We start from the raw sequence: 26,196 nt of genomic DNA, 5'->3' as shown, positions 1-26,196 counted from the left end.
TCGGATTTATCCTCCAATTTAATGGAGGGCACGACGTGGGCGGGACCGATCTCGACGCGCGCCTGGCCACGCGCCTGCGGGTGCTGCGCGCCGAGCGCGGCCTCAGCCTCGATGCGCTCGCGGCCCGGACGGGGGTGAGCCGCTCGATGATCTCCGTGGTGGAGCGGGGCGAGAGCAGCCCGACCGCGAGCCTGCTCGACCGGCTGGCCGCGGGTCTCGGCGTCACCCTCGCGGCCTTGTTCGCCGAAGGGGAGCAGGACGGCGCGACGCCCGTCTCCCGCCGCGCCGACCAAGCGGTCTGGCGCGATCCCGAGACGGGCTACGAACGCCGCAACCTCTCGCCCTCCGGCTATCCGTCCGCCCTCGACCTCGTGGAGGTGGTGCTCCCGCCCGGCGCCCGCGTCGCCTACGACACCGGTCCCCGCGCGGCGCCCTTCGACCAGCAGGTCTGGATCCTCGACGGGACGGTCGACCTCACGGAGGGCGGGACCTCGCACCGGCTGGAGGAGGGGGACTGCCTCGCCATGCGCCTCGACGGGCCGACCGCCTTCCGCAACCCCGGGGACCGGCCGGCCCGCTACCTCGTCGCGCTCGCGGCCGGTGCCGCGCGGAGCCGGCCGTGACCGGCCCGCCCCCCGTGCTCCGCCGGCTCGATGCGGCAGAGGCCGCGTCCCGTTCGGGCGACCTCGCCGCGCTCCTGATCGCCTGCGTGGAGGGCGGCGCCTCGGTGAGCTTCATGGCGCCGCTCGCCCGGAGCCGGGCCGAGACCTTCTGGAGCGAGGTGGCGGCGGGGGTGGGGCGCGGCGAGCGCCTCGTCCTCGTCGCGGAGGATCCGGCGGCCGGAATCCTCGGCACCGTGCAGGTGGTCCTGGCCCAGCCCGAGAACCAGCCGCACCGGGGCGATCTCGCCAAGATGCTGGTGCATCCGGCGGCCCGGCGCCGCGGCCTGGGCGCCGCCCTGATGCGGGCCGCCGAGACCGCGGCGCTCGATGCCGGCAAGACGCTCCTCGTCCTCGACACCGCGAGCCCGGAGGCCGAGCGCCTCTACGCCCGCGAGGGCTGGATCCGGGTCGGGCGCGTGCCGGACTACGCCCTGCTGCCGGACGGGCGGCCCTGCGACACCACCTTCTTCTACAAGCGCCTCGTCTGAGGGCCGCGGATGGACGGGATCCTGGTCGCCGCCGCGCTCCTCAGCGCGGCCCTGCACGCAGCCTGGAACGCCTGGGTCAAGGCCGCCCCCGACCCGCAGGGCGCGATGGCCGCGCAGGTGATCGGCGCAGGCATCGCGGCGGCGGCGCTGCTGACCGTCGTGCCCCTGCCGCCGCCCGCGGCGCTGCCCTGGCTCGTCTCCTCGACGCTCCTGAACCTGCTCACCCTCGGGGCGCTGGTGCGCGGCTACGCGCGGGGCGGCTTCGGCTTCGTCTACCCGGTGGCCCGGGCGGTCTCGCCGCTCCTCGTGGCGCTCTTCGCCACGCTGCTGGTCGGGGAGCGCCTGAGCGGGACGGGCTGGGCCGGCGTCGCGCTGGTCTCGGGTGCGGTCGCGGTCTTCGCCAGCGGCGAGGCCCTGCGGCGTCCGGCGGCCCTCGTCTACGCGCTGGCGGCCGGGATCTTCTCCGCCGCCTACGTCCTGTCGGACGCGCAGGGCGCGCGCCTGTCGCCCTCGGTCCTCGGCTACGGCCTGTCGCTCTCGGTGCTGAGCGCGCTCGCCAGCGCGGCGCTGCTGCGGATGCGGGGCGGCCGCGTGCGGGCGGTGCTGCGCGCCCATGGCGGGCTCGCGTCCCTCGGCGCGGGCGCGGCGATCGCCTCCTACCTGCTGATCCTGTGGGTCTGGAGCCGGGGGCCGATCGCCATCGGGGCGGCCCTGCGGGACACCAGCGTGGTCTTCGCGGCGCTCCTCGCCGCCCTGGTGCTGCGCGAGCCGCTCACGCGGCGGCGCCTGGGCGCCCTTCTCCTCGCGCTCGCCGGCATGGCCTGTCTGCGCGTCGCCTGAACCCCTGGAACGGCGAAGCGCGCGGCCCCGGGGGGAAGCCGCGCGCTTCCGTCGGGCGACGCGAGGTCTCGCGCCGCCTGACAGCCGGTCGAGGATCATTCCGCCGGCTGGAGGGCCGGGGCCTCGTCCGCGAGCGGGAGCGCGTGGCCGTCGAGCGCCGCGGCGAGCCGGCCTTCGTCGACCTCGCCCTCCCAGCGGGCGACCACGATGCAGGCCACCGCGTTGCCGATGAAGTTGGTGAGCGCCCGGCACTCCGACATGAAGCGGTCGATGCCGAGGATGAGCGCCATGCCGACCACCGGCACGGAGGGCACCACCGCGAGCGTCGCGGCCAGCGTGATGAAGCCCGAGCCGGTGACGCCGGCCGCGCCCTTGGAGGACAGCATCGCCACGAGGAGGAGGAGCGCCTGCTCGCCGTACGAGAGGGGCGTGTCCGTCGCCTGGGCGATGAACAGGGCCGCCATCGTCATGTAGATGTTGGTGCCGTCGAGGTTGAACGAGTAGCCGGTGGGCACGACGAGGCCGACCACCGGGCGCGAGCAGCCCGCCCGCTCCATCTTGGTGAGCAGCGACGGCAGCGCCGATTCCGACGACGAGGTGCCGAGCACGAGGAGGAGTTCCTCCTTGATGTAGCGGATCAGCTTGATGATCGAGAAGCCGTTGTAGCGGGCGACCGCGCCGAGCACGACGAGCACGAAGATCGCCGAGGTCAGGTAGAAGGCGAAGACCAGGTAGGCGAGGTTGGCGAGCGAGGACACGCCGTACTTGCCGATGGTGAAGGCCATCGCGCCGAAGGCCCCGATCGGCGCCACCTTCATGATGATGTGGACGACGCCGAACACGGCCTCGGAGGTGATCTTGATGACCTCGAGCACCGGCTTGCCGCGCTCGCCCAGAAAGGCGAGGCCGAAGCCGAACAGCACCGAGAAGAACAGGACCTGCAGGATCTCGCCACCCGCGAAGGCACCCACCGCCGTCGACGGGATGACGTTCATCAGGAACTCGACGATGCTCTGCTCCTTGGCCTTGCCCGCGTAGGTGGCGATGGCCTTGGGATCGAGCGACTTCGGGTCGATGTGCATGCCGTGGCCCGGCTGCAGCAGGTTGGCGATGATCAGCCCGACGAAGAGCGCCAGCGTCGAGAAGGTCAGGAAGTAGACCAGGGCCTTCACGCCCACGCGGCCCACCTTCTCCAGGTTCGTCATGCCGGCGATGCCGGAGACCACCGTGAGGAAGATCACCGGCGCGATGATCATCTTGACGAGCTTGATGAAGGCGTCGCCGAGCGGCTTCATCTCGGCGCCGAGCTGCGGGTAGAAATGGCCGAGCAGGATGCCGATCGCGACGGCGACGAGCACTTGGAAGTAGAGGGTCTTGTAGAGGGGCTTGGGGGCGGGCGGATCGTGCGGAGCGTTGAGCGGAGCGGGTACGGCGACCATCGGGCGTTCTCCCGGTTGGAGGAATGCAGGGGACCGGTCTGACCGCGGGGGAGGACCCGGGGGCGTTCCGGCTCTTGCTCTTGACCTTTCGGCATGCAGCCTTGCCGTGCGCGGCACGACTGCTGTCCCGGACCCGATGGCAACCCGTGTGCCAGGGCGGCCGGGCGCTGAAGAATTTGTTAAGATGCTGGAAACAGGAGATATTTTTCCCATGTCGGATCCGGCGCCGAGCAAGCCCGTTCCGGCGTCCCGCACGCGAGGCCCCGAGGGCGTGCGGGAATCCGCCACCGCTCCGGCGGCTCCCGGCTGGTGGCGGCGGGCCCGCGACGGCCTGTCCGCGCGGCACCGGCTGACGGCCTGGGGGCTGTGCGTCCTGGCGGCGCTCATGGCCGCGTGGCTCGCCGGGCGGGCCGCCGAGCAGGCCGCCCTCGCCGACCTGCGGCGCACCGCGCAGGCGAGCCTCACCCTCCACGTGGCGGCGCTGCGGGCGGAGATGGAGAAGCAGGCCTCCCTGCCGCTCGCGCTCGCCACCGATCCGGAGATCGTGGCGAGCGTCGGCGCCTCGCCGGATCCGGCCCTCCTCGCCCGGGTGAGCGGGCGGCTCGCCGAGGTGGCGGGTGCGACGGGTGCGGCCGTCATCTACGTGATCCGGTCCGACGGCCTGACCGTTGCGGCCAGCAACGCGGGCGGGCCGACGAGCTTCATCGGCAACAACTACGCCTTCCGGCCCTACTTCCGGGAGGCCCTGGACACCGGCACCGGTTCGCAATTCGCGCTCGGCACCGTGAGCGGGCGACCGGGCTTCTACCTCGCGCGGCGGGTGCCGGGGCCGCAGCCCGGCGTCGTCGTGGTCAAGGTCGAGTTCGATGGCATCGAGGCGGCCTGGGCGGCGGGCCGCGAGGGGGTCTTCGTGGCCGATCCGCGCGGTATCGTGCTGGTGGCGAGCGAGCCGGGCTGGCGCTTCCGGACGCTGCGCCCGGTCGATCCGCCCGAGCGCCAGCGCATCCGCCACATGCTCGAATTCGGTGACGCCCTCCTCACTCCGCTTCCCCTCCACCCCGACGCCGGCCCGGGCGGGCTGATGCGGGTGGGGGGCGGGTCCGAGCCCGCCCGCCTCGTCCTGCCCCTCGACGCCGAGGTGCCCGGCACGGCGTGGCGGCTGTACACGCTGACCCCGGTGGGCGCGGCGGTGGAGCGGGAGCGCGTCCAGGCGCAGGTGCTGGCCGGCCTCGTCGCCGGGACCGCCGGCACCGGTCTCGCGGTGCTGCTCGGCCGCCGCCGCCGCATCCGCGCCCGGCTCGCCGAGGAGGCGGCGCGGCGCGAGGAACTCGAGCGGCGGGTCCAGGAGCGCACCCAGGCGCTCACCGACGCCAACGCCCAGCTGCGTGCCGAGATGGAGGAGCGCCAGCGCGCCGAGGCCGAGCGCGAGCGCCTCGGGCGTGAACTCGCCCAGGCCGGGCGCCTCGCGGCGCTCGGCCAGTTCGCCGCCAGCATGGCGCACGAGATCAACCAGCCGCTCGCGGCGATCCGCACCTACGCGGACAACGCCGCGATCCTGATCGGGCGCGGGCGCGCCGAGGATGCGAGCGCCAATTTCTCGGCCATCGGCCGGCTCACCGAGCGCATCGGCGGCCTCACCCGCCAGCTCAAGGGCTTCGCCCGGCGTGCCTCGGGCCGGCGCGAGCCGGTGTCGCTTGGCACCGTGCTGCGCAACGCCCTCGAAGTGGTGGAGGTCCGCGTCCAGACGGGCGGCATCGCCCTCGACATCGCGCTGCCCGACCCCGCGCCCGTGGTCCTCGGCGACGGCCCGCGCCTGGAGCAGGTCGTGGTGAACCTGCTCCAGAACGCCCTCGACGCGGTGGCGGACCGTCCCGCGCCGCGCGTGGCGGTCCGGGTTCTTGTGGCCGGCCCGAAGGCGGTGCTGGAGGTGAGCGACAACGGCCCCGGCATTCCGGAAGAGGCGCGGGGGCAGGTCTTCGACGCGTTCTTCACGACGAAGGCGGACGGGCTGGGGCTCGGGCTCGCGATCTCGCGCGGCATCGTCGAGGAATGCGGCGGCACGCTCGCGGCCGGCAATGGGGCGGCCGGGGGCGCCGTCTTCCGCATCGAACTCGTCCGGGCCGAGACGGCCGAGGAGGCAGCATGAGCGACCCGTCCGAGCGCATCGTCTTCGTGGACGACGAGGAGGATGTCCGGCTCGCCAACCGCCAGAGCCTCGAACTCGACGGCTTCGCGGTCGAGGTCTTCCCGGCCGCCGAGCCGGCCCTGAAGGCGATCCTGGCCCGGCCGCCGGGCGTCGTGATCACCGACGTGCGCCTGCCGGGCCTCGACGGGCTCGGCCTGTTCGAGGCGGTGCGGGAGGCCGACCCCGATCTGCCGGTCATCCTGATCACCGGCCACGGCGACATCACCATGGCGGTGCGCGCCATGCGGGCGGGCGCCTACGACTTCCTGGCCAAGCCCTACCCGGCCGACAGCCTGATCGGCTCGGTGCGCCGCGCGCTGGAGCGGCGCAGGCTGGTGCTGGAGAACCGCGGGCTGCAGGCGCGGCTCGACGCGGCGGTGGCGGAGGATCCGGCCTTCCTCGGCGTCTCGCCCGAGATCACCCGCCTGCGCCGCTTCGTGCGCGACGTGGCCCAGGCCGACGTGGACGTGCTGGTGCTGGGCGAGACCGGCTCCGGCAAGGAGGTGGTGGCCAACGCCCTCCACCGCTGGAGCCGGCGCGCCCGCGGCCACTTCGTGGCGATGAATTGCGGCGCGCTCCCCGACAGCGTGGTCGAGAGCGAATTGTTCGGCCACGAGGCCGGGGCCTTCACGGGCGCCCTCAAGCGCCGGGTCGGCAAGATCGAGCACGCCCACGGCGGCACGCTCTTCCTCGACGAGATCGAGAGCATGCCGCTCAGCCTCCAAGTGAAGCTGCTCCGGGTGCTGCAGGAGCGCGCGGTGGAGCCGCTGGGCACCAACGAGATCCGGTCAATCGACATGCGGGTGGTGGCCGCCACCAAGATCGACCTCGCCCAGGCCGCCGCGCAGGGCACCTTCCGGGACGACCTCTACTTCCGGCTCAACGTGGTGACGGTGACGATCCCCCCCTTGCGCGAGCGGCGCGAGGACGTGGCGCTGCTGTTCGAGCATTTCCTCGGCCGCGCCGCCGCCCGCTTCAACCGCGCGCCCCCGCCGGTGACGCCCGCGATCCGCGACATGCTGAGCCGGCACGACTGGCCGGGCAATGTGCGCGAACTCGGCCATTTCGCGGAGCGCTGCGCGCTCGGCCTCGGCCCCAGCGCCCCGGAGACCCCCGTTCCGGAGCGGAATCTCACGCTCGCCGAGCAGATCGACCGCTTCGAGCGCGGGCTGATCCGCGACGAACTGATCATGGCGGGCGGCGACGTGCGGGTCGCCGCCGAGGCGCTCGGCACCCCCCGCAAGACGCTCTACGACAAGCTCGCCCGGCACGGGCTCGACCCGAACGACTACCGGTGAGCGGGGCGTCATACCAACGGTCATTTCCAATGACCGTTGGTTCCGCTCTCGAATTTTCGTCAAGCCCAGGATCCCGGATTTCTGGGCTTGATGTCGAAAATTCGAGATAACTCAACGGCCCCGTCGATCCCGGGCCTGCCCGGGATCGAGATCGATGCGTCAGCATCCTGGGCCGTTGGTATCAGAAGCTGTAGCCGATCCGCAGCCGCGCCTGGTGGCGGTCGAAGCCCGTGAGGTCGAGCGGCCCGGGCTCGCCGACCGCGCGGCCCGCGACCTGCGTCCCCCAGGTGAACGACACCCAGGCGTGGTCCGAGACAGAGGCGTAGAGTGTCGGCCCGAGATAGACCGCTTCCCCGGCGAACCGGTCGAGCCCGAGGCCGTCATAGGCCCGCAGGTAGCGCACCTCGCCGCCGAGGAAGAGGCTCGGCAGCACCCGGTAGGCGAGCGCCCCCGACACTTCGAGCCCCGATCCCAGCTCCCCCGCATCCGCCCCGTCCGGGCGCGTGCGGGCGAAGGCGTAGGACACGTTCAGGGCGCCGACGAGCCGGCCCGGGATCAGCTCGCGGTCGAGGAGGAGGCTCGCTTCCAGCCCGTGGCTGCGGGCAGAGAGGCCGGTGCCGGAATCGCGCATGCCGATGCTCGGCACGAGGCTGAGGGTGAGCCCGACCGGGGCGGTGCGCCGGTCGAGGAGGCGCGCGCGCGTCTCCAGGAAGGCGCCGTTGAACCCGCCGCGCACGGACGAGGGCAGGCCGGCCCCGCGCGCGACGTCGTAGGCCGCGAAGGAGAGGCCCGGCGCGACGCGAAAATTTTCGCTCAGCGGAATCTTCAGGGCCAGCGTCGGGTCGAAGGCCCGGAAGGTGCCGCCGCGTTTGCCGATCCGGCCGGTGGTCTCCTGCTCCAGCTCCAGCTCACCCGGCACGCCGAGATCCGTGCCCTCCGTGAAGCCGAACAGGTGCTCGCTGTCGAGGTCGGGGCCGGCCCGGTTCTCCGCGGCGGTCGGCTCGTCCTGCGCCAGGGCCGCCCCTGCGACCATCGCGGCCAGAACCATCCCGGCGCCCACCCGTTGGAGATAGCCAGTGCGCGACATACCCGCCCTCTCTGAACATTATAGCATTGGCTATATCACATAGCCGCGGTATAGCAAGGCTCGGCGGTACGGCGCGGCGATCGGGCCCGCGGCCCGGCGCCTGACGAGGGAGAGGGATCGGATGGTGTTCGACCGCGACCGGCGCAGCGTTCTCACGGGCCTTGCCGCGATGGCATTCGGTGTCGCGGCCGGGCGGGCGCCCGCGCAGGAACCGGCCCGGTTCAAGGCGGTGACGACCTTCACGGTCATCGCCGACATGGCCCGCAACGTGGCGGGCGAGGCCGCCCAGGTGGAATCGATCACCAAGCCGGGGGCCGAGATCCACAACTACCAGCCGACGCCCGGGGACATCCTCAAGGCCCAGGGCGCGCAGCTGATCCTCTGGAACGGGCTCAACCTGGAGGTCTGGTTCGAAAAGTTCTTCCGCACCCTGCGCGGCGTGCCCGACGCGGTGGTCTCGCAGGGCGTCGAGCCGATCGGCATCGGCGACGGACCCTACCGGGGCAAGCCGAACCCCCATGCCTGGATGTCGCCGAGCGCGGGCCTCGTTTACGTCGACAACATCCGCGACGCCTTCATCCGCCACGACCCGAAGAACGCGGCGGCCTACCGGGCCAATGCCAAGGCCTACAAGGAAAAGATCCGCGCCGCGGTGGAGCCGATCCGCCGGGAACTCGCGAACATTCCGCCGGAGAAGCGCTGGCTGGTGACGAGCGAGGGCGCCTTCAGCTATCTCACCCGCGACTTCGGCCTGAAGGAGCTCTATCTCTGGCCGATCAACGCCGACCAGCAGGGGACGCCCCAGCAGGTGCGCAAGGTGATCGATGCCGTGCGGCAGAACCACATCGACGTCGTGTTCAGCGAGAGCACCGTCTCGCCCGACCCCGCGCGGCAGGTGGCGCGCGAGACCGGCGCCCGCTACGGCGGCGTGCTCTACGTCGATTCCCTGAGCGAGCCCGGCGGTCCGGTGCCGACCTATCTCGATCTCCTGCGCGTCACCGCCGGCACCGTGGCACGGGAGCTGTCCGGGAAGGCGGCGCCGTGACGGCCCGGGTCGATCCGCGCGACGTCCGCGCCGCCTGCGCCTCCGGTGGCCTGTCGGTGGAGGGCGCCACCGTGACCTACCGCAACGGCCATACGGCCCTGCGCGACGCCTCCTTCGCGCTTCCCACCGCCACCATCGCGGCGCTGGTGGGGGTCAACGGCAGCGGCAAGTCCACGCTGTTCAAGGCGATCATGGGCTTCGTGCCGCTCGCGGCCGGCCGCATCACGGTCCTGGGCGGCCCGATCGAGGCCGCCTTGAGGAAGAGCCTCGTCGCCTACGTGCCGCAGAGCGAGGAGGTCGACTGGACCTTCCCGGTCCTCGTCGAGGACGTGGTGATGATGGGCCGCTACGGGCACATGAACTGGCTGCGGCGCGCCAAGCCGCGGGACCGGGAGGCGGTGGCCTCCGCCCTCGACCGCGTCGGCATGACGGATTTTCGCCATCGCCAGATCGGCGAATTGTCGGGCGGGCAGAGGAAGCGGGTGTTTCTGGCCCGGGCGCTCGCCCAGGAGGGGCGGGTGATCCTCCTCGACGAGCCCTTCACGGGCGTCGACGTCACCACCGAGGACGCGATCATCGACCTCCTGCGCCAGCTGCGGGCGGAGGGGCGGGTGATGCTCGTCTCAACGCACGACCTCAGCCGCGTGCCGGAATTCTGCGACCGCGCGGTGCTGATCGACCGCACCGTGCTCGCCGCCGGCCCGCTCCGCGAGACCTTCACCCGCGAGAACCTGGAGCGCACCTTCGGCGGGGTGCTGCGCCAGTTCGCGCCGCCGGGGGAGCCATGAGCGTCCTGCTCGAACCCTTCGGCTACGGCTACATGCTGAACGCACTATGGGTCAGCGGGCTCGTCGGCGGGGTCTGCGCCTTCCTGTCCGCCTACCTGATGCTGAAGGGCTGGTCGCTGATCGGCGACGCGCTCTCGCACGCCATCGTGCCCGGCGTGGCCGGGGCGGCGCTCCTCGGCCTGCCCTTCTCGCTCGGCGCGTTCCTGGCCGGGGCGCTGGCGGCCGGGGCCATGTTCCTCCTCACCCGCCAGACCAAGCTCAAGGAGGACACGGTCATCGGCCTGATCTTCACCTCCTTCTTCGCACTCGGCCTGTTCATGGTCTCGCTGAAGCCCACGGCGGTGAACATCCAGACCATCATCCTCGGCAACGTGCTGGCGGTGACGCCGGAGGACACGCTGCAGCTCGCGATCATCGGCTGCGTCTCGCTCGCGCTGCTGCTCGCCAAGTGGAAGGACCTGATGGTGGTGTTCTTCGACGAGGGGCACGCGCGCTCGGTCGGCCTCAACCCGGTGCTGCTCAAGGGGATGTTCTTCACCCTGCTGGCCGCCTGCACGGTGGCGGCGCTCCAGACGGTGGGAGCCTTCCTGGTCATCGCCATGGTGGTGACGCCGGGGGCCACCGCCTACCTCCTCACCGACCGCTTCCCGCGCCTGCTCGGCTTGAGCGTCGCGATCGGGTCCACCACGAGCGTCATCGGCGCCTACGCGAGCTACTTCCTCGACGGCGCGACCGGCGGCCTGATCGTGGTGCTGCAGACCCTGGTCTTCCTCTGCGCCTTCCTGCTCGCCCCCAAGCACGGGCTCCTGGCGGCGCGCCGCCGCGCCCGGGAGGCGCATCCGTGAGCCTCGACGCCCTGCTGCTCCCGCTCCAGTTCGAATTCATGCGCGACGCGCTGCTCATCGCCGTGCTGGTGGCGGTGCCGAGCGCGCTCCTGTCCTGCTTCCTCGTCCTCAAGGGCTGGTCGCTGATGGGGGACGCCATCTCGCACGCGGTGCTGCCCGGCGTGGTGCTGGCCTACATCGCGGGCCTGCCCCTCGCGCTCGGCGCCTTCGCGGCCGGCATGACCTGCGCGCTCGCCACCGGCTACCTCGCCCGCCACAGCCGGGTGAAGCAGGACACCGTGATGGGCGTCGTCTTCTCGGGCCTGTTCGGGCTCGGCATCGTGCTCCACACCAAGATCCGCTCGGACGTCCACCTCGACCACATCCTGTTCGGCGACATGCTGGGGATCGGGTTCGAGGACGTGGTGGAGACCGGCCTGATCGCGGCGGTGGCCACGCTCGTGCTGCTGGCCAAGTGGCGCGACCTGCTGCTGCACGCCTTCGATCCGGCCCAGGCGCGGGCGCTCGGCCTGCCGGTGGGCTGGCTGCATTACGGGCTGCTGACGCTCCTGTCGCTCACCATCGTGGGGGCGCTGAAGGCGGTCGGCATCATCCTGGTGATCGCCCTGCTGATCGCGCCCGGCGCCATCGCCTTCCTGACGACGCGCCGCTTCGGGGCGATGCTGGGCGTGGCGGTGCTGGTGGCGGTCGCGTGCTCGCTCGCGGGCGTCTACCTGAGCTTCTTCCTCGACAGCGCGCCCGCGCCGACGATCGTGCTCCTGATGAGCCTGATCTTCGTCGCGGTCCTGCTGACCCCGCGCGGGAGAGCGGCGCAGCCCAAACCGGACGCGCCCAGTCGCGCCCGGGATCCCCTCTCCCGTGCGGGAGAGGGGTAGGGGTGAGGGTCCCGGGAGGGTGCAGCAATCAGACGCAACGCTGCCGCTACCAGCACCGAGGTGGGCGGCTGAACCTGAAGCGCCCCGCTCCCCTCACCACGTTCACCGCTTCACTGCGGCCCCACCGGGACCCTCACCCCTGCCCCACCGGGACCCTCACCCCTGCCCCTCTCCCGCACGGGAGAGGGGTTCCCCGCGCTTCCTACAGCACCATCCGCATCGCCTCCGGCACGTAGCGGAAGCCCTGGCCGGCCTTGGCGACGTGGCCGAGGCCGGGCCACGCGAAGTGGTAGGCGAGGATCGGGATGCGCTGCTCGGCCAGCATGGTCAGCATCCGCACCCGGGTCTGGGCCGATTGCTTCGGATCGGTGTCGTACAGGAACTCGGTGAGGGGCTTTTCGAGCAGCAGCACCGGATGGTGCGCGAGGTCGGCGATGTAGCAGAGCGACTCCCGGCCCGACGAGATCAGGAAGATGGTGTGGCCCACCGTGTGGCCGGGCGCCGACAGGGCCTGGATGCCCGGCAGGAACTCCTGCCCGTCCTTGATGAACACGAGGCGGTCGCGGTTCGGCAGCAGGTTCTTGCGGGCCGTGTCGAGGAAGGCGCCCATCGACTGCGGCACCTTGGCGGGATCGGTCCAGAACTGGAAGTCGGCCTCGCTGATGTAGTACTGCGCGTTCGGGAAGTGCCGGCTGCCGTCGTCGGCCATGCAGCCCCCGCAATGATCGACGTGCGCGTGGCTCATCACCACCGCGTCGATGTCCTTCGGGTCGATCCCCGCCTGCTTCATCGTCTGCAGCAGCCGGCCCGTGGTGGGGCCGAAGAGCTGCAGCGAGCCCATGCCGGTGTCGAACAGGACGAGCCGGCTGCCGGTGTTGAGGATCAGGACGTTCTGTTCGAGGAGCGCGTTGCTGAGCGGCAGGAAGTTGCTGCGCAGCTGCTCGTCCATCTCGGCCGCGCTCAGCCCGAGGAAGTTGGCGTGCGGATCGCCCAGCGGCAGCGGCCCGTCCGAGACGATCGTCGCCTCCGCGTCGCCGAGCTTGAAGCGGTAATAGGTGGGGCTCTGCGTGCCCAGCATCGGCGCCTTGGCGTGCGCACCCGCCGCCGCGACGGCGAAGGCCGACGCCGCGCCCAGCATCAGGCGCCGCCGTCCGGGATCCTGCGGTCCGATCATGCTCTCCTCCTGAGGGATGTCCCGGTTCGGCCGGGATCGTGATCCGGACCGAATGTCTCGGCGCTGCAGCGAGGTTTGTCAAACCGGAACCCGGTTCGACTTGATATCCGTCGCTTCATGCTGGCGCGCGCCGCGCAATGCTGTCGAATACAAGAACGCGCCCACGGAAAGATCAGGAAGGTCGGCGGCGAATCTGTGCCGGCGCGGCGGGTCACCTCGCGCTCGTCCGTCCCGGCGCGCCCGGCCGGTCGGGCCCGGGTTCATCTGGGGGGGCTGCCGGTGCGGCGGTGGCGGGCGCAAGTCGATCGTCGCTCAGCCACTCCGTTTGTGCTCCACCACACCCGCCTCTCCAAGTCCAGTGGGAAGTTCCGCTCAGACGCTTGACCGCATTCGCCCAGCATTCATAGTCCTTCTCACACGAACCGGCAGGCCACTCGGTCATCCTCGTTCGACCCGGCGGTCGAGCGCGCGGGCGCTGCTGTGCGATGCGGGGAAGAACCATGAGCCGTTCGATCATCCGGGCCTGCGCGACACTCCTCCTCATCACGACCGCGGGCGCGAGCCTCGCGGCGGACGGCACGGCGGCCCAGCGCGCCGCCTGCACGCCGGACGTATTTCGGCTCTGCAGCGGCGAGATCCCCGACGTGGGGCGCATCAAGGCCTGCCTGCGGCGCGAGCGGCAGAACCTCAGCACCTCCTGCCAGGCGGTGTTCAACGAGCTCGACCGCGCGGCGAGCCCGCGCCCGGTCCCGGCGAGCGTCAGGTCCTGAGCGCCTCCCGGGCGAAGACCGTCTCCATCTCCCGCCTGAAGGCCACGGCCGGGTCGTCGGGGGCGGAGGCGACGTCCTCCCAGGACACGGGCGAGCCGGCCGCGACCGGGCGCGCCAGCACGAGGCCGTGGGCGAGCCCGATCGGCAGGCCCCCGGCGGCCAGCGAGGCGGAGGCGGGCATCAGCCGCCCGTAGACCGTGTGACCGCCCTCGCCGTCGAGCCGCTCCCCGACGGCCAAGTCGCGCTTGGCGGTGGCCACCACGTCGCCGCGAAACTCCCGCGTCGCGCCCGTCGCCTCTCCCCGCACCGCGATGCTCGCCACCGAGAGCCCGAGTTCGAGGCCGATCAGGTGGTAGGGCTTGTACATGGCGGCGAAGCGCCCGCTCGCGTCGGTCCGGAGGCCGTATTCGGCGAAGCAGCGCCGCACGTAGTCCGAGGGCGCCTCGACCACCACGTAGACGCCCCAGCGGAGGTCGCGGAAGACCGGGCGCCCGTCCCGTTCCAGGGACGAGACCACCTCCACGGTGCCGGAGAGCGGCAAAATACCCCCGGCCCCGCGCGGGCGCAGCACGCTCGGCAGGTCGTCGACCCCACAGGGCGGGAAGGCGAGGCCGTCCGGCGCCGGATCGAGCCCGCAGGCATTGGCCACCGCGGCCATCTCCAGGGCGGACTTGGTGCCGTCCAGGAAGGAGTTGAACATCTGCGGGTTGAAGTCGCCGCCCGCCACCTGCTCGGGCGTGAAGCCGTAATGGCCCCAGACCGTGTCGGGGGTCGAGGCGTGGTAGGCGGGCAGGTACTTGGTGCCCTTGCCGGCGCAGACGACCGGCAGGCCCGCGGTGCGCGCCCAGTCGACGAGTTCGGCGATCAGCGCCGGCTGGTCGCCGTACGCGAAGGAGTAGAGGATGCCGGCCTCCGCGGCGCGGCGCGCCAGCAGGGGCCCCGCGAGCGCGTCCGCCTCCACGTTGACCATCACGACGTGGCGCCGGTGGCGGCAGCACAGCAGCGCGTGGCGGATGCCCGCGGCCGGGTGGCCGGTCGCCTCCACCACCACGTCGATCCCGTCCCCGGCGATCAGCGCCTCGGCATCGTCCGTGACGAAGGTGCCGCCGGTGCGGATCGCCTCCGCGACGGAGCGGGCCTCGGTGCGCTCGCGCGCCCAGCCGACGCGCTCGGTCGCGGCCCGGGCGCGGGCGGGGTCGAGGTCGGCGATGCCGGCGACGTGCAGGCCCGGGGTGCGCGGCGCCTGCGACAGGAACATCGAGCCGAACTTGCCGGCGCCGATGAGGGCGATGCGGACCGGATGGCCGGCTTCGGCGCGCGCCGCGAGCGTGCGATGGAGACTCACGTGTTCCTCCCCGGCCGGACCGCGTCGAGGTCAGATCTCGATCTCGGTCCCGACTTCGATCAGCTGGCGGGCCGGCACGCAGAAATAGGCGCCGGTGCGCTCGGCGTTGCGCATCATGAAGGCGAACAGGGCCTCGCGCCACACCGCCATGCCGTGCACGCGGCGCGTCGGGATGATGGTCTCGTGGCCGATGAACACGGTCGGGTCCTCCTGGAAACAGGCGGGCAGGGCCCCGGTCCGCACCGCCTCGGCCAGACCGTTCGGGATGGAGGCCTCCTCCATGAAGCCGTAGCGCAGGATCACGCGGTAGAGGTCGGGGGCGAGCTGGCGCACCTCCGCCCGGTGCTCGGCGGGCACGCTCGGCGTCTCCTCGTAGAGCGCCGTGACGATGACGGTGCGCTCGTGCAGCGCGTGGCTGCGTTCGAGGAAGCGCGTCATGTGGAGCGGGATGCCGCGGGTCGCCGAGGACAGAAAGACCGCCGCGCCCGGGAGCCGGATCGGCGGGTCCTGGGCGATGCGGGCGCGAAAGACCTCCTCGGGCATGCGCAGCGTCACGCGGGCCGCCTCCAGCAGCGTGGTGCCCTTGCGCCACGTCAGCATCAGCCCGGCGACGAGGCCGGTGAGGAGCAGCGGGAACCAGCCGCCCTCCAGCACCTTCACGCTGTTGGCCGCCAGGAAAAGCAGGTCGATGACGAGGAAGAAGCCGTTGACGGCGATCACCGCCGCGAGGCCGTAGCCCCAGCGGCGGGCGATCAGGGCGGCGAGCAGCGTGGTGATCGCCATCAGCATCGAGACGGCGATGCCGTAGGCGCCCGCGAGCCGGTCGGAGCTCTCGAAGATCACCACGGCGCCGAGCGTCGCGAGGGCGAGCAGCCAGTTCACCGCCGGCACGTAGATCTGCCCGCGCTCGTCGCGGGCCGTGTGGACGACGCGGATGAAGGGCAGGAAGCCGAGCTGCATCGCCTGCTGGGTGAGCGAGAACACGCCCGTGATGATCGCCTGCGAGGCGATGACGGTGGCGAGCGTGGCCAGCCCGATCAGCGGCCACTGCGCCCAGTCCGGGGCGAGGTGGTAGAACGGGTTCTCGATGGCGCCCGGATCGTCGAGCAGGGCCGCGCCCTGGCCGAGGTAGTTCAGCATCAGGGCCGGCAGCACCAGCGCGAACCACGCGACGCGGATCGGCCGCGCGCCGAAATGGCCGAGATCGGCGTACATCGCCTCGCCGCCGGTGACGGCCAGGAAGGCCGCCCCCAGCATCGCGAAGCCGACATGCAGGCCGGCATGGCCGATGAAGTCCACGGCCCGCCACGGGTTGAGGGCGGAGAGCACCTGCGGGGCGTGCAGGATGCCCGCGACGCCGAGCACCGCCAGCACGCCGAACCACACCAGCATCACCGGCCCGAAGATGCGCCCGATGAAGCCCGCGCCCTTGTTCTGGATCAGGAAGAGCCCGATGAGGATCGCCAGCGTGATCGGCACGACGGCGTGCGCGAGGCCGGGGGCGACGACCTTCAGCCCCTCGACGGCGCTCAGCACCGAGATCGCCGGGGTGATCGCCCCGTCGCCGTAGAGCAGGGCCGCGCCGACGAGCCCGACGACGAGGAGCGCCCCCGCCCAGGTGCCGGGCTTGGCATGGCGGGCGCCGAGCAGGGCCAGCATCGCGACGATGCCGCCCTCGCCGCGGTTGTCGGCCCGCAGGATCAGCACCGCGTACTTGATCGAGACGACGAGGATCAGCGCCCACAGGATCAGCGAGACGGCGCCCAGCACCGCGGCGGGCTCCGGCGGATGGCCGCCGCTCGCGGCCCGCACCGCCTCCTTGAAGGCGTAGAGCGGGCTCGTGCCGATGTCGCCGTAGACGACGCCGAGCGCCCCGAGCAGCACGCCGAGGCTGAGCCGGCCCCCGGCATGCGGCCGGCGGGCGGATGTCGTCTGGGCATGGGCCACGGGCAGGATCTCCGCCGCGAACGTTCCGGGATCGGACCCGGGTTCGTCGGGGAGATAGCGCACGACCTAACGTCAGGAAGCGGAGCGGCGGACGGGAATTTTTCGGGCTTTACTGCCCGGGCCGGCCGCGCGAAGACCGGGGCAACGACGGTCCAGGGAGAAGAACCCCGATGAGCGATGCCGCGCCGCCTCCGCCCTCCGGCCCGCTCGCGGGCGTGCGCGTGCTCGAACTCGGCCACTTCATCGCGGCGCCCTTCTGCACCCGGCTCCTCGCCGACCTCGGCGCCGAGGTGATCAAGATCGAGCCGCCCGGGGGCGATCCGGTGCGGCAATGGGGCCGGCAGGTCGAGGGCGCTGGGGCGCCCTGGTGGTCGATGCACGGGCGCAACAAGCGCTCGATGGTGATGAACCTGAAGCACCCGCGGGCGGTGGAGATCGTCCTCGACCTCGCCCGGGGCTGCGACGCCCTGGTGGAGAACTATCGTCCCGGCCAGCTCGCCAGGATGGGCCTGACCCGCGAGAAGCTGGAGGCGGCCCGCCCCGGCCTGATCGTGGCGCACATCTCCGGCTACGGCCAGGACGGGCTCTACCGCGACCGTGCGGCCTTCGGGGTGATCGGCGAGGCGATCGGGGGCCTGCGCTACCTCACCAACCACCCGCCCGCCGTCTCCGACCTGCCGCCGGTGCGCGTGGGGGTCTCGATCGGCGACTCGATCGCCGGCCTCTACGCCGCCTTCGGGGTCGCCGCCGCCCTCTGGGCGCGCGACCGCGGCGGGGGCGACGGGCGCGGGCGCACCCTCGACGTGGCGCTGACCGAATCCGTGCTCTCGATGATGGAGGGCATGCTGCCCGAGTACGGCGCCTTCGGCAGCGTGCGCCGGCCCACCGGCGCGCGCATCGCCACCGCCGCGCCCTCCTCGGCCTACCCGACCGCGGACGGCGCCTGGATCCTGATCGGCGGCAACTCGGACCCGATCTTCGAGCGCCTGACCCGGCTGATGGGGATGCCCGAGCTCGCGGCCGATCCGCGCTTCCGCGGCAACGCGCTGCGGGTGAGGAACGTAGAGGAGCTGGACCGGCTGATCGGCGCCTGGACCGCCGGCTACGCCGCCCGCGACCTCGACCGGATGCTGGCGGAGGCCGACGTGCCCGCCACCATCGCCTACACGGCCGCCGAGATCGCCGCGGACCCGCAGTTCCGCGGGCGCGGCATGGTGCGCGAGGTGGAGGATCCGGCCTTCGGGCGGGTGCTCCACGCCGGCATCGTGCCCCATCTGCCCGACGATCCCGGCGCGATCCGCTGGCCCGGGCCGCGGGTCGGCGCCCATACCGACGAGATCCTGGGCGGCGACCTCGGCCTCTCGGCCGAGGAGATCGCGGCCCTGCGTGCCGAGGGAGTGGTGGCATGACGGATGTCGAGATCGTCGAGGTCGGCCCCCGGGACGGCTTCCAGGGCATCGGCCCGTTCATTCCGACCGACACCAAGCTCGCCTTCCTGGACCGTCTCGTCGGGGCGGGCCTGCGGCGGATCGAGATCGGCTCCTTCGTGAGCGCGAGCGCGCTGCCGCAGATGCGCGACACCCCCGAGATCCTGACCGCCTGCGCGCGCTGGCCCGGGCTGCGCCCGCAGGTGCTGGTGCCGAGCGAGCGCCGGGGCCGCGAGGCCGCGGCGGCCGGGGCGCGGGACCTCGCCTACGTGCTCTCGGTCTCGGAAACCCACAACCGCAACAACGTCCGGCGCAGTCCCGCGGAATCCGCCGACGAGTACGCCCGGCTCCTCGCCGCGCTCCCGCCCGAGACCTTCGTGCGGCTCAACCTCGCCACCGCCTTCGACTGCCCGTTCGAGGGCCGCATCGGGGAGGCGCAGGTGCTCGCTCTGCTCGACCGGCTGGTGCCGATGAAGCCGGAGGCCGAGATCTGCCTGTGCGACACCACCGGGCGGGCCGATCCGGCGCAGGTCGCGTCCCTGTTCGCGGCGGCGCGGGCGCGCTTCCCGCAGGCCGGGACCTGGGCCTTCCACGCCCACGACACCTACGGGCTCGGCCTCGCCAACGTGCACGCCGCCTATCAACAGGGCGTGCGGGTCATCGACGCCTCCTTCGCGGGTCTCGGCGGCTGCCCCTTCGCCCCGGGCGCGACCGGCAACGTGGCGACCGAGGACGTGGTCTGGCTGTTCGAGCGCATGGGCGTGACGACCGGCATCGATCTGTCCGCCCTGATCCCGGTCGCCCGCGACGGCGCGGCGATCCCGGGCGGGTTGCCGGGCGGGCGGGTGCGGGAGGCGCTCTCCGCCAACCCGGACGCCTGCGCGGCCGCGCGCCTGACCTGAGGTGGTCAGTGCAGCGGTGACAGCGCCACCGACCAGAACGCGACGGCGCCGACGAGGAGCCCCATGGAGGCGATCTCCGTGACTCCGAGGAGGATCTTGCGTACGATCATGGCAGGGTTCCTCGTTCTCCGTTGGAACCATGTTTGTTCGGCTTCCGTTCGCAGTCAAAGGGGGCTGCCCCGGAACCGAGTCCTGCGGTAAATGCTTCGTGAAGAGGCGTGGAGGACCGGACACGACGATCGTCGCGACCGCTGCCGCGTCGTGCCCCCGCGTTGCGGCGCCGGGCGCGCCGGCCTATCTAAGCGCGACCGTTTCGGCGGAGCGGGCAGGGGGCCGCGCTTCCCTCCGCCGGAATCCAGACAACCGACCACAACGAGGTGGCGCATGGCGCGCGACGAATCCGATGCGACCCCGCTCACCAGCCGGGCCGAACTCATCGAATGGTTCGCGGCGGGCGAGAAGCCGAAGCACGCCTTCGCCATCGGCACCGAGCACGAGAAGGTGCCCTTCTACCGCGACGGTCTCGATCCCGTACCGTACGAAGGGCCGCACGGCATCGAGGCGCTGCTCGCGGGCGTGCAGGCCGCCACCGGCTGGGAGCCGATCATCGATGCGGGCCGGGTGATCGGGCTCGCGGCGACCGAGGGCGGCGGGGCGATCTCGCTCGAACCCGGCGGCCAGTTCGAGCTCTCCGGGGCGCCGCTGCCGGACGTGCACGCCACCGCGACCGAACTCGCCCGCCACCTCGACGCGGTGCGCGCCGCCGCCGATCCCCTCGGCATCGGCTTCCTGACGCTCGGCATGAGCCCGAAATGGACCCGGGCCGAGACGCCCGTGATGCCCAAGAGCCGCTACCGCATCATGAAGGGCTACATGCCGAAGGTCGGCACGCTCGGCCTCGACATGATGCTGCGCACCGCCACCGTGCAGGTGAACCTCGACTTCGCCTCCGAGGCCGACATGGTGAAGAAGCTGCGCGTCAGCCTCGCCCTGCAGCCCGTGGCCACCGCGCTGTTCGCCCACTCGCCGTTCACGGACGGGCGGCCGAACGGCTTCCTGTCGCGCCGCTCCGAGATCTGGCGCCACACCGATCCCCACCGCACCGGCATGCTGCCGCAGGCCTTCGCGCCGGGCTTCGGCTACGAGGCCTACGTGGACTGGCTGCTCGCGGTGCCGATGTACTTCGTCAAGCGCGGCGAGACCTACCACGACGTCAGCGGCGCGCCGTTCGGCGACCTGATGGCCGGGCGGCTCGCCGCCCTGCCGGGCGAGCGCGCCACGCGCTCCGACTGGGCGAACCATGCCTCCACGGCCTTCCCGGAGGTGCGCCTGAAGCGCTTCCTCGAGATGCGCGGGGCCGATGTCGGCGACCCGAACATGATCGCCGCGCAGGCCGCGTTCTGGGTCGGGCTCCTGTACGACGACGCGGCGCTCGATGCCGCCTGGGACCTCGTCAGGGACTGGGACGAGGCCGCGCGCGAGACCGCGCGGGCCGAGGCGCCGCGCCGCGCCCTCGACGCACCGGTCGCCGGCCGCACGATCCGCGAGGTCGCGCGCGACGCGCTCGCCATCGCGGAAGGGGGCCTGCGCGCCCGCGCGCGCCGCGACGCGCAGGGCCGCGACGAAACGCTCTATCTCGCGCCGCTGCACGCCATCGCGGCCGAGCGCACGCGGGCCGAGGATCTGCTGGCCCTCTACCACGGTCCCTGGCAGGGATCGGTCGATCCGGTCTTCACCGCCTGTACGTTCTGAGGCCGGACGCAGCGGAACCGCGCCCGCGTTCCACGGGACGACATCACGGTTGACCGTCGGATCGTCCTGTGCGCTCGCGCACATGAGTGTCGCACGCGTCCTGATCTTCTGCGCACACTGAGGAACGGGGCCGCTACTCGACGGCGCCGTGTCGCAGTGGCGGAGGCTGACCGTCGGGAATGGCATGCGGGCAGGGAACGACACTTGCCCTTCTGCCGTTCTCCGCCCGACAGGGCCTTCGGCCCCGAAACGCAGGAGATCCGACTCCATGTCGCGCATGAAGACTCTCGCCCTGGCCGGAACCGCGGCGGCCGCCCTCACGGCCGGCTCCCTCGGCACCGCCCAGGCCGCTCCGCTTCCGGCCGCCACCTCGGCGGCGGTGGCGGGTGCGCCCGGCACCGTGGATCAGGTCCGCTGGCGCGGCGCCTATTACGGCGGCTACCGTGGTGGCTACGGCGGGTACCGCGGCTACGGCTATCGCGGCTACGGCTACCGCCGGAACGTCGGCGGCGCGCTCGCGGCCGGCGCGGCCCTCGGCATCATCGGCGGTGCCATCGCGGCCTCGTCCGCCCCGTCCTACGGCTACGGCTACGGCTACCCCGCCTACGGGTACGGCTACCCGGCCTACGGCTACAGCTACGGCTATCCGGCGGGCTACGGCTATTACGGCTACTGAGACGGCGGCCGCGAGGAACGGAGGCCCGGCGCATGCGCCGGGCCTTTCTCGTGACCGGAGCGTTCTGCGCCGGTACGGACACCGACCCGGCGCAAGGAAGCGCGAGAAGCAAGGACTGGGAGCTGCCTCCTCTCGCAACGCGATCGGCTGCAGCGTCAGGGTGCCCCTGAGGAGCCTGCGGTGAAGCGCCAGGACGGAGCCGGCGGCGATCTCGACCTGCGCGGCCTCAAGTGCCCGCTGCCGGTCCTGCGCACCCGCAAGGCGTTGCGCGCCCTCGGCCCCGGCGACCGCCTGACGGTGCACTGCACCGATCCCCTCGCGGCCATCGACATCCCCCATCTCCTGCACGAGACCGGCGACCACCTCGACGGCGTCGCGGAGCACGACGGCGTCCTGTCCTTCGCGATCCGCCGCGCCGACCCGCCGGGTTGACCCGGCCGCCCCGTCCCGGCGAGGTGGGTCGCACCAGCTCCCGCCCCGAGGCCCCCGTGACCGATTCCTCCCGAGCCGATTCCTCCTCCCGCGCGCCGCAGATCCGCGGGACCCGCATCCTCCACGAGGGCTGGGGACGCTATCTCGTCGCCGACGTGCGCATGCCGGACGGCACCGATATCACCCGCGAGATCGAGGATCACGGCCGCGCCGTGGCCGTGCTGCCCTACGACCCGGAGCGCCGGACCGCCCTGCTGATCCACCAGTTCCGGGCGCCGCCCTGCCTCGTCGACGGCACGACGGACATCTTGGAGGCGCCGGCGGGCTGCCTCGACGAGGACGATCCGCAGGCCTGCGCCCGCCGCGAGGCGTTCGAGGAGGTCGGCGTGCGCCTCTCGGCCCTGGAATCCGTGGGACAGGTCTTCTCCATGCCGGGCATCTCGACCGAGCGGATGGACCTCTACCTCGCGCCCTACGCCGCGCGGGACCGCGAGGGCGAGGGCGGCGGACTGGCCTCGGAGCACGAAAACATCACGGTGATCGAGATGCCGCTCGCCGCCCTGGCGCAGGCATCCGAGAGCGGCGCGATTCGCGACCTGAAGACCCTCGTCCTGATCCAGGCCCTGCGCCTGCGGCATCCAGAGCTGTTCGCCTGAGGCCCGATTCGCTGCGAAAAAGCGGTGCGCGACCTGCGCGTTAGGACGATCTGGCGCATGGGGGTGGCGCTTCGTTCAGCATCTGTTAATCTTCCGGCTATCCGATGGCCTGCGTCGCAGGGCCTCGACAGGAGACGCCGATGTTCAGCATTGGACCCTTCTACCGGTCGGCCGGCCAGCCCGCGGGGGTCTACACCTCGTTGCTGCCGCTCGAACCTGAGCCGGTCGACACCACCGCTCCGGCGGCGCGCTCGGCCGTCCCGGCGGTACCGGCCATCGGGCGCCAAGCCCTCACCATGGTGCTGCTCGTCGCCCTCACGGTGGCCGTGCAATCGGCGGTGGGCTGGTGGACGATCCCCGGCGCGCCGCAGCTCGCCCCGTCCGCGCAGGGGCCGGTCGAACGCTCGCCGTCCTGACGGACCGCCACGCGATCGTGTCGACAATCGGGCCGAACGAAGCCCGCCCCCTTGCGGCCAAGCTACAATTCGTTAACGTCCCGCGTCGGAGCCAGAGAGCGTGGGCCGATTTGGGCCGGGAAATCTCCGGCTGAGCGTTCGCGTTTCGCACAGCAACTGGGGGATGCCGATGAACACTGACGCCATTCGGGTCCGGCCGACGCAGGACGGAACCTACACGGTCTATCGCGGGTCGCTGGTGCTGGTGAGCGGTCTCACCCGCGCTCAGGCCGAACTCTACGAGGCCACGATCATCCAGCAGGCCCGCAAGGCGGCGGCCGAGGCCGCAGGGCGTACCTTCCACTGAAGCCTCCCCGCGCCTGACCCCGCCGGCGTCGAGCCTAACGGTTATCTCGACGGGAGCCCGGCCCCGATCCGAAGTCGATCAAGGGATCACGGGCAGGCATTCACCTCCGATCATCATCACGACCATCGCCGAAGGCCGCAGCAGGCTGGCATCTGCCGCGGCCTTCGGTCTTCCAGGCGTGTACAACGCCAGGGTCGGGCCGGCCTCGGCTTCGGGCGTGTCGGGTCGATCTTCGTTGACCCAGCGTTCCCGCAATTCCGCCGACCGACCGCATCCGGTGGCCGCCGGTTCGGTCGGGAGCGGATCGGGGTTCCAAGTTGCGCGAGGCAAATCGGCTCGGCTGGTCGTGGCTCTCCTGCCATCCCGACCGGTCGGAAGGTTCGTCCGCCCTTCCGGAATGGCCGGCGGAGCTGCGACAATCAGATCGGACGCGAGGGCAGATCGCCGGTTTGACCGTCGCACCCTCGCCGGGCCCGTTCCAGGTTACAAGCTTATGTTAAGACCTGGGGTTGAACACTGACCGGGCAGCCGTCGCCTTCGCGGCGGCTGAGCGGACGTGATGACATGGGCACACCGGCAGCCTCTGCGGACCCCCACGAACCCGGCGAGCGCGCGCTTGCGCGAACTGGCCGCCTGCCGGGCGGCCGGATCCGGCCCCGACCCGCAGATCGACCGCATCGCCGCCCAGGCCGCCGTCACGCTGATCGGCGAGGACCGTCAATGGTTCAAGGCGCGCGTCGGCTTCACCCTCGCCGAGAGCGCCCGGGCCGAATCCTTCTGCACCCACACCATCCGCGGCGACGGGGTGATGGTGGTGCCGGATGCGGCCGAGGACCCGCGCTTTCGTGATTCCCCGCTCGTCGCCGGCGAACTCCGCGCGCGGTTCTACGCCGGTGCGCCGCTGATCACCGCGAGCGGGCAACGGATCGGCGCCGTCTGCGTGTTCGATCCGGAACCGCGCCCAGGCCTCGACGCGGAGCAGCACGCAGGGCTCGCCGAGCTCGCCCGCTCGGCGATGGCCGAACTCGACTTGCGCAGCGACAGGCTGCGCCGGGACGACGTCGCGCGCTTCGCCGCCGCCGCCACCTTCGCCCTCCTCAGCGTCGGCGCGGATGGCTGCATCACTTACGTCAACGAGGCGGGGGAGCGGCTGTTCGGCTACGCGCCCGGCGAGATGATCGGGCAGGCGGTGGATATCATCGTCCCGCCCGCCATGCGGGCGCGGCACCGCGAGGGCTTCGCCCGCATGGCCGCGGGGGGCGAGTCGCGCCTCATCGGCAAGACGGTCCAAGTCACGGCCGTGCGCCGGGACGGAAGCGAATTTCCGATCGAGATGACGCTGTCGGCCTGGCGCGGGGCGGAGGGCGTCGGCATCGGCGCGGTGATCTGCGACGTCTCCGAGCGCCAAGCCCGCGACGCGCGCCTCCTCAACCTCGCCCTCCACGACCCCATCACCGGCCTGCCGAACCGGGGCAACTTCGCCAGATTGCTGGCCGCCCGCCTCGCCGAGGGCACCGCGGCGGTGCTGCTCATGCATCTCGAAGGCGTGCAGGAGGCGAGCGACGACCTCGGCACCGCCGCCGCGGACGCGCTCCTGCAGGCGGTGATCATCCGGCTCCTGGCGCGCATCGACACGGCGGCCACCCTGGCGCGCTGGGACGGCGACCGACTGGCCGTGATGCTGCCCGACCCCGATCCGACCGGCCTCCTCCGGGTGGCCGGCACGCTGCAGGACGCCTTCGCGGGCGCCTTCGAGATCGGCGGGCGTTCCGTGCATGTCGGGGCGAGCATCGGTGCGGCGGTCGGGCCCCTTCACGGGCACGATGCCGAGGAGGTGCTGGCGAGTGCCGATCTCGCGCTGATGAGCGCGCGCCAAGCGAGCGCGCGGGGCGTGCGCCTCTACGAGCCGGCGATGCGCGAGCAGGTGGCCTCGCGGCGAGCCCTGCAGGACGCGGTGCGGCGCGCCCTGGAGAAGCGCGAACTCGTGCTCCACTACCAGCCGCAGGTGGACCTGCGCAGCGGGCGCATCGTCGGGGCCGAGGCGCTCGTGCGCTGGCAGCACCCGGAGCGCGGCCTCATCCTGCCGGGTGCCTTCCTGCCGGCGGTGGAAGCGAGCGCGCTCGCCCTCCATCTCGGCTGGTGGACGATCGACGAGGTCTGCCGCCAGATCGCGGCATGGCGCGTGGCCGGCCTGCCTCGGGTTCGCATCGCGCTCAACCTCTACGCGGCCCAGTTCCGGGCCGGCACGCTGGCCCAGACGATCGACGAGGCCCTGCACCGCTACCGCCTGCCGGCCGACGTGCTCGAACTGGAGATCACCGAGACTATCGCGCTTCAGAACGACGGGGCCGACATCGAGCCGATCCGGGTCCTCCAGGCTCGCGGGGTCGGCATCGCCTTCGATGATTTCGGGACGGGCTACGCGGCGCTCAGCACCCTCAAGCGCTTCCCGCTGACGAAGCTGAAGATCGACCGCAGCTTCGTGCGCGACCTCCTCTCGGATCCCTACGACGAGGCGATCGTCGGCGCGGTGCTGGCGATGGGCAACCGCCTCGGCCTCGACGTGGTGGCCGAGGGAATCGAGACGCAGGAGCAGGTGGCGGCCCTGCGGCGCATGGGCTGCCCTGCGGGCCAGGGCTTCCTGTTCGGACGCGCCATGCCGCCGGAGGCCTTCGCGCGCCACCTCGCGGTCGAGAGCACTCCCCTACTCCGCACCGTCTCGGCCTGAGCGGGGGAGGGGAGGGGGCTGTCGCAAAAGTTTCGTGTTGGGTGTTGACGGGTCGGCGAGGCGGCCGTATACG

24 protein-coding genes are annotated in these 26,196 nt (G+C 72.1%); 19 read left to right on the top strand and 5 right to left on the bottom strand.

Annotated features, from left to right (window positions below; translation table 11 throughout):
* The first annotated feature begins 35 nt into the window (after nt 1–35).
* Genes ACKUB9_RS02550 through ACKUB9_RS02540 form a run of 3 tightly spaced genes read left to right on the top strand, consistent with a single transcriptional unit; the run spans nt 36 to nt 1,990 of the window.
* Nucleotides 36–623: a helix-turn-helix domain-containing protein gene (locus ACKUB9_RS02550; protein WP_407519152.1), complete on the top strand. Its 588-nt coding sequence runs from the start codon at nt 36–38 to the stop codon at nt 621–623.
* Nucleotides 620–1,150, top strand: coding sequence for a GNAT family N-acetyltransferase (locus ACKUB9_RS02545; protein WP_407519149.1), 531 nt, complete (start codon nt 620–622; stop codon nt 1,148–1,150). Before ACKUB9_RS02550 ends, ACKUB9_RS02545 begins: the two co-directional genes overlap by 4 nt.
* A 9-nt stretch (nt 1,151–1,159) precedes the next feature.
* Nucleotides 1,160–1,990, top strand: a complete 831-nt coding sequence (locus ACKUB9_RS02540) for an EamA family transporter (protein ID WP_407519147.1) — start codon at nt 1,160–1,162, stop codon at nt 1,988–1,990.
* A gap of 95 nt (nt 1,991–2,085) precedes the next feature.
* Here ACKUB9_RS02540 and ACKUB9_RS02535 read toward each other — a convergent pair whose 3' ends face one another.
* Nucleotides 2,086–3,429, bottom strand: a complete 1,344-nt coding sequence (locus tag ACKUB9_RS02535) for a dicarboxylate/amino acid:cation symporter (RefSeq protein ID WP_407519145.1) — start codon at nt 3,427–3,429, stop codon at nt 2,086–2,088.
* 211 nt (nt 3,430–3,640) lie between these two features.
* On the opposite strand from ACKUB9_RS02535, the gene ACKUB9_RS02530 reads away from it, so the two are divergent.
* Both ACKUB9_RS02530 and ACKUB9_RS02525 read left to right on the top strand, forming a co-directional pair.
* The gene (locus ACKUB9_RS02530) at nt 3,641–5,575 is read left to right on the top strand and encodes a sensor histidine kinase (RefSeq protein ID WP_407519143.1); all 1,935 of its coding nucleotides are present in this window, start codon (nt 3,641–3,643) and stop codon (nt 5,573–5,575) included.
* Complete coding sequence (locus tag ACKUB9_RS02525; RefSeq protein ID WP_407519141.1) at nt 5,572–6,912, top strand: sigma-54-dependent transcriptional regulator; 1,341 nt, start codon at nt 5,572–5,574, stop codon at nt 6,910–6,912. Before ACKUB9_RS02530 ends, ACKUB9_RS02525 begins: the two co-directional genes overlap by 4 nt.
* A gap of 181 nt (nt 6,913–7,093) precedes the next feature.
* Here the strand turns inward: ACKUB9_RS02525 and ACKUB9_RS02520 are convergent, their stop codons facing one another.
* On the bottom strand, nt 7,094–7,999 hold the full coding sequence (locus ACKUB9_RS02520) for a DUF6662 family protein (RefSeq protein WP_407519140.1): 906 nt from the start codon (nt 7,997–7,999) through the stop codon (nt 7,094–7,096).
* Between the two features lie 124 nt (nt 8,000–8,123).
* Here ACKUB9_RS02520 and ACKUB9_RS02515 point away from each other — a divergent pair, with 124 nt between their 5' ends.
* From ACKUB9_RS02515 to ACKUB9_RS02500, 4 genes are read left to right on the top strand one after another with little or no spacing between them, the layout of a single operon-like run.
* The gene (locus ACKUB9_RS02515; protein WP_407519522.1) at nt 8,124–9,044 is read left to right on the top strand and encodes a metal ABC transporter substrate-binding protein; all 921 of its coding nucleotides are present in this window, start codon (nt 8,124–8,126) and stop codon (nt 9,042–9,044) included.
* Nucleotides 9,041–9,832 carry a manganese/iron ABC transporter ATP-binding protein gene (locus ACKUB9_RS02510; protein ID WP_407519138.1) on the top strand — a complete coding sequence of 264 codons (792 nt, stop codon included), beginning with the start codon at nt 9,041–9,043 and terminating at the stop codon, nt 9,830–9,832. The genes ACKUB9_RS02515 and ACKUB9_RS02510 overlap by 4 nt, the downstream gene beginning before the upstream one ends.
* Complete coding sequence (locus ACKUB9_RS02505; protein WP_407519136.1) at nt 9,829–10,677, top strand: metal ABC transporter permease; 849 nt, start codon at nt 9,829–9,831, stop codon at nt 10,675–10,677. The genes ACKUB9_RS02510 and ACKUB9_RS02505 overlap by 4 nt, the downstream gene beginning before the upstream one ends.
* Before the next feature lie 38 nt (nt 10,678–10,715).
* Nucleotides 10,716–11,552, top strand: a complete 837-nt coding sequence (locus tag ACKUB9_RS02500; protein WP_407519521.1) for a metal ABC transporter permease — start codon at nt 10,716–10,718, stop codon at nt 11,550–11,552.
* A gap of 202 nt (nt 11,553–11,754) precedes the next feature.
* Here the strand turns inward: ACKUB9_RS02500 and ACKUB9_RS02495 are convergent, their stop codons facing one another.
* The gene (locus ACKUB9_RS02495) at nt 11,755–12,726 is read right to left on the bottom strand and encodes an MBL fold metallo-hydrolase (protein WP_407519134.1); all 972 of its coding nucleotides are present in this window, start codon (nt 12,724–12,726) and stop codon (nt 11,755–11,757) included.
* A 500-nt stretch (nt 12,727–13,226) separates the two neighbouring features.
* Between ACKUB9_RS02495 and ACKUB9_RS02490 the strand changes: the two genes are divergently transcribed.
* The gene (locus ACKUB9_RS02490; protein ID WP_407519133.1) at nt 13,227–13,496 is read left to right on the top strand and encodes a hypothetical protein; all 270 of its coding nucleotides are present in this window, start codon (nt 13,227–13,229) and stop codon (nt 13,494–13,496) included.
* Here the strand turns inward: ACKUB9_RS02490 and ACKUB9_RS02485 are convergent.
* Nucleotides 13,486–14,841 carry an NAD(P)H-dependent oxidoreductase gene (locus ACKUB9_RS02485; RefSeq protein ID WP_407519131.1) on the bottom strand — a complete coding sequence of 452 codons (1,356 nt, stop codon included), beginning with the start codon at nt 14,839–14,841 and terminating at the stop codon, nt 13,486–13,488. The two genes, ACKUB9_RS02490 and ACKUB9_RS02485, sit on opposite strands and share 11 nt — an antisense overlap.
* 30 nt (nt 14,842–14,871) lie before the next feature.
* Nucleotides 14,872–16,788, bottom strand: coding sequence for a potassium transporter Kup (locus ACKUB9_RS02480; protein ID WP_407519520.1), 1,917 nt, complete (start codon nt 16,786–16,788; stop codon nt 14,872–14,874).
* 170 nt (nt 16,789–16,958) lie between these two features.
* Between ACKUB9_RS02480 and ACKUB9_RS02475 the strand changes: the two genes are divergently transcribed.
* The 9 genes from ACKUB9_RS02475 to ACKUB9_RS02435 all read left to right on the top strand — a co-directional run bounded on the left by ACKUB9_RS02475 (nt 16,959) and on the right by ACKUB9_RS02435 (nt 26,123).
* A complete protein-coding gene (locus tag ACKUB9_RS02475; protein ID WP_407519130.1) occupies nt 16,959–18,197 on the top strand; it encodes a CaiB/BaiF CoA transferase family protein in 1,239 nt (412 codons plus the stop codon).
* Nucleotides 18,194–19,117, top strand: a complete 924-nt coding sequence (locus ACKUB9_RS02470) for a hydroxymethylglutaryl-CoA lyase (protein WP_407519128.1) — start codon at nt 18,194–18,196, stop codon at nt 19,115–19,117. Before ACKUB9_RS02475 ends, ACKUB9_RS02470 begins: the two co-directional genes overlap by 4 nt.
* 384 nt (nt 19,118–19,501) lie before the next feature.
* Nucleotides 19,502–20,869 (top strand): glutamate--cysteine ligase, encoded by a 1,368-nt coding sequence (locus ACKUB9_RS02465; RefSeq protein ID WP_407519126.1) that lies wholly within the window; start codon nt 19,502–19,504, stop codon nt 20,867–20,869.
* 268 nt (nt 20,870–21,137) lie between these two features.
* Nucleotides 21,138–21,545 (top strand): hypothetical protein, encoded by a 408-nt coding sequence (locus tag ACKUB9_RS02460; protein WP_407519125.1) that lies wholly within the window; start codon nt 21,138–21,140, stop codon nt 21,543–21,545.
* 180 nt (nt 21,546–21,725) lie between these two features.
* On the top strand, nt 21,726–21,977 hold the full coding sequence (locus tag ACKUB9_RS02455; protein WP_407519123.1) for a sulfurtransferase TusA family protein: 252 nt from the start codon (nt 21,726–21,728) through the stop codon (nt 21,975–21,977).
* A 56-nt stretch (nt 21,978–22,033) separates the two neighbouring features.
* Nucleotides 22,034–22,633 (top strand): NUDIX domain-containing protein, encoded by a 600-nt coding sequence (locus tag ACKUB9_RS02450; protein ID WP_407519122.1) that lies wholly within the window; start codon nt 22,034–22,036, stop codon nt 22,631–22,633.
* A 140-nt stretch (nt 22,634–22,773) separates the two neighbouring features.
* Nucleotides 22,774–23,049 (top strand): hypothetical protein, encoded by a 276-nt coding sequence (locus ACKUB9_RS02445; RefSeq protein WP_407519121.1) that lies wholly within the window; start codon nt 22,774–22,776, stop codon nt 23,047–23,049.
* Nucleotides 23,050–23,218: 169 nt separating this feature from the next.
* Nucleotides 23,219–23,395: a hypothetical protein gene (locus ACKUB9_RS02440; RefSeq protein ID WP_407519120.1), complete on the top strand. Its 177-nt coding sequence runs from the start codon at nt 23,219–23,221 to the stop codon at nt 23,393–23,395.
* A 616-nt stretch (nt 23,396–24,011) separates the two neighbouring features.
* On the top strand, nt 24,012–26,123 hold the full coding sequence (locus ACKUB9_RS02435) for a putative bifunctional diguanylate cyclase/phosphodiesterase (protein ID WP_407519119.1): 2,112 nt from the start codon (nt 24,012–24,014) through the stop codon (nt 26,121–26,123).
* Nucleotides 26,124–26,196 lie beyond the last annotated feature (73 nt).

It is taken from the genome of Methylobacterium oryzisoli, from assembly GCF_046557895.1.
GTDB lineage: Bacteria > Pseudomonadota > Alphaproteobacteria > Rhizobiales > Beijerinckiaceae > Methylobacterium > Methylobacterium oryzisoli.
Note: the sequence above shows the minus strand (reverse complement) of the source record. Positions and strands in the feature narration are given on the sequence as shown.

What these genes read in the sequence shown, in the direction of transcription:
- ACKUB9_RS02540 (WP_407519147.1), top strand. Translation starts at nt 1,160, where the DNA reads ATGGACGGGATCCTGGTCGCCGCCGCGCTCCTCAGCGCGGCCCTGCAC.
- ACKUB9_RS02535 (WP_407519145.1), bottom strand. Translation starts at nt 3,429, where the DNA reads ATGGTCGCCGTACCCGCTCCGCTCAACGCTCCGCACGATCCGCCCGCC.
- ACKUB9_RS02530 (WP_407519143.1), top strand. Translation starts at nt 3,641, where the DNA reads ATGTCGGATCCGGCGCCGAGCAAGCCCGTTCCGGCGTCCCGCACGCGA.
- ACKUB9_RS02525 (WP_407519141.1), top strand. Translation starts at nt 5,572, where the DNA reads ATGAGCGACCCGTCCGAGCGCATCGTCTTCGTGGACGACGAGGAGGAT.
- ACKUB9_RS02520 (WP_407519140.1), bottom strand. Translation starts at nt 7,999, where the DNA reads ATGTCGCGCACTGGCTATCTCCAACGGGTGGGCGCCGGGATGGTTCTG.
- ACKUB9_RS02505 (WP_407519136.1), top strand. Translation starts at nt 9,829, where the DNA reads ATGAGCGTCCTGCTCGAACCCTTCGGCTACGGCTACATGCTGAACGCA.
- ACKUB9_RS02500 (WP_407519521.1), top strand. Translation starts at nt 10,716, where the DNA reads ATGCGCGACGCGCTGCTCATCGCCGTGCTGGTGGCGGTGCCGAGCGCG.
- ACKUB9_RS02495 (WP_407519134.1), bottom strand. Translation starts at nt 12,726, where the DNA reads ATGATCGGACCGCAGGATCCCGGACGGCGGCGCCTGATGCTGGGCGCG.
- ACKUB9_RS02490 (WP_407519133.1), top strand. Translation starts at nt 13,227, where the DNA reads ATGAGCCGTTCGATCATCCGGGCCTGCGCGACACTCCTCCTCATCACG.
- ACKUB9_RS02475 (WP_407519130.1), top strand. Translation starts at nt 16,959, where the DNA reads ATGAGCGATGCCGCGCCGCCTCCGCCCTCCGGCCCGCTCGCGGGCGTG.
- ACKUB9_RS02470 (WP_407519128.1), top strand. Translation starts at nt 18,194, where the DNA reads ATGACGGATGTCGAGATCGTCGAGGTCGGCCCCCGGGACGGCTTCCAG.
- ACKUB9_RS02465 (WP_407519126.1), top strand. Translation starts at nt 19,502, where the DNA reads ATGGCGCGCGACGAATCCGATGCGACCCCGCTCACCAGCCGGGCCGAA.
- ACKUB9_RS02460 (WP_407519125.1), top strand. Translation starts at nt 21,138, where the DNA reads ATGTCGCGCATGAAGACTCTCGCCCTGGCCGGAACCGCGGCGGCCGCC.
- ACKUB9_RS02445 (WP_407519121.1), top strand. Translation starts at nt 22,774, where the DNA reads ATGTTCAGCATTGGACCCTTCTACCGGTCGGCCGGCCAGCCCGCGGGG.
- ACKUB9_RS02440 (WP_407519120.1), top strand. Translation starts at nt 23,219, where the DNA reads ATGAACACTGACGCCATTCGGGTCCGGCCGACGCAGGACGGAACCTAC.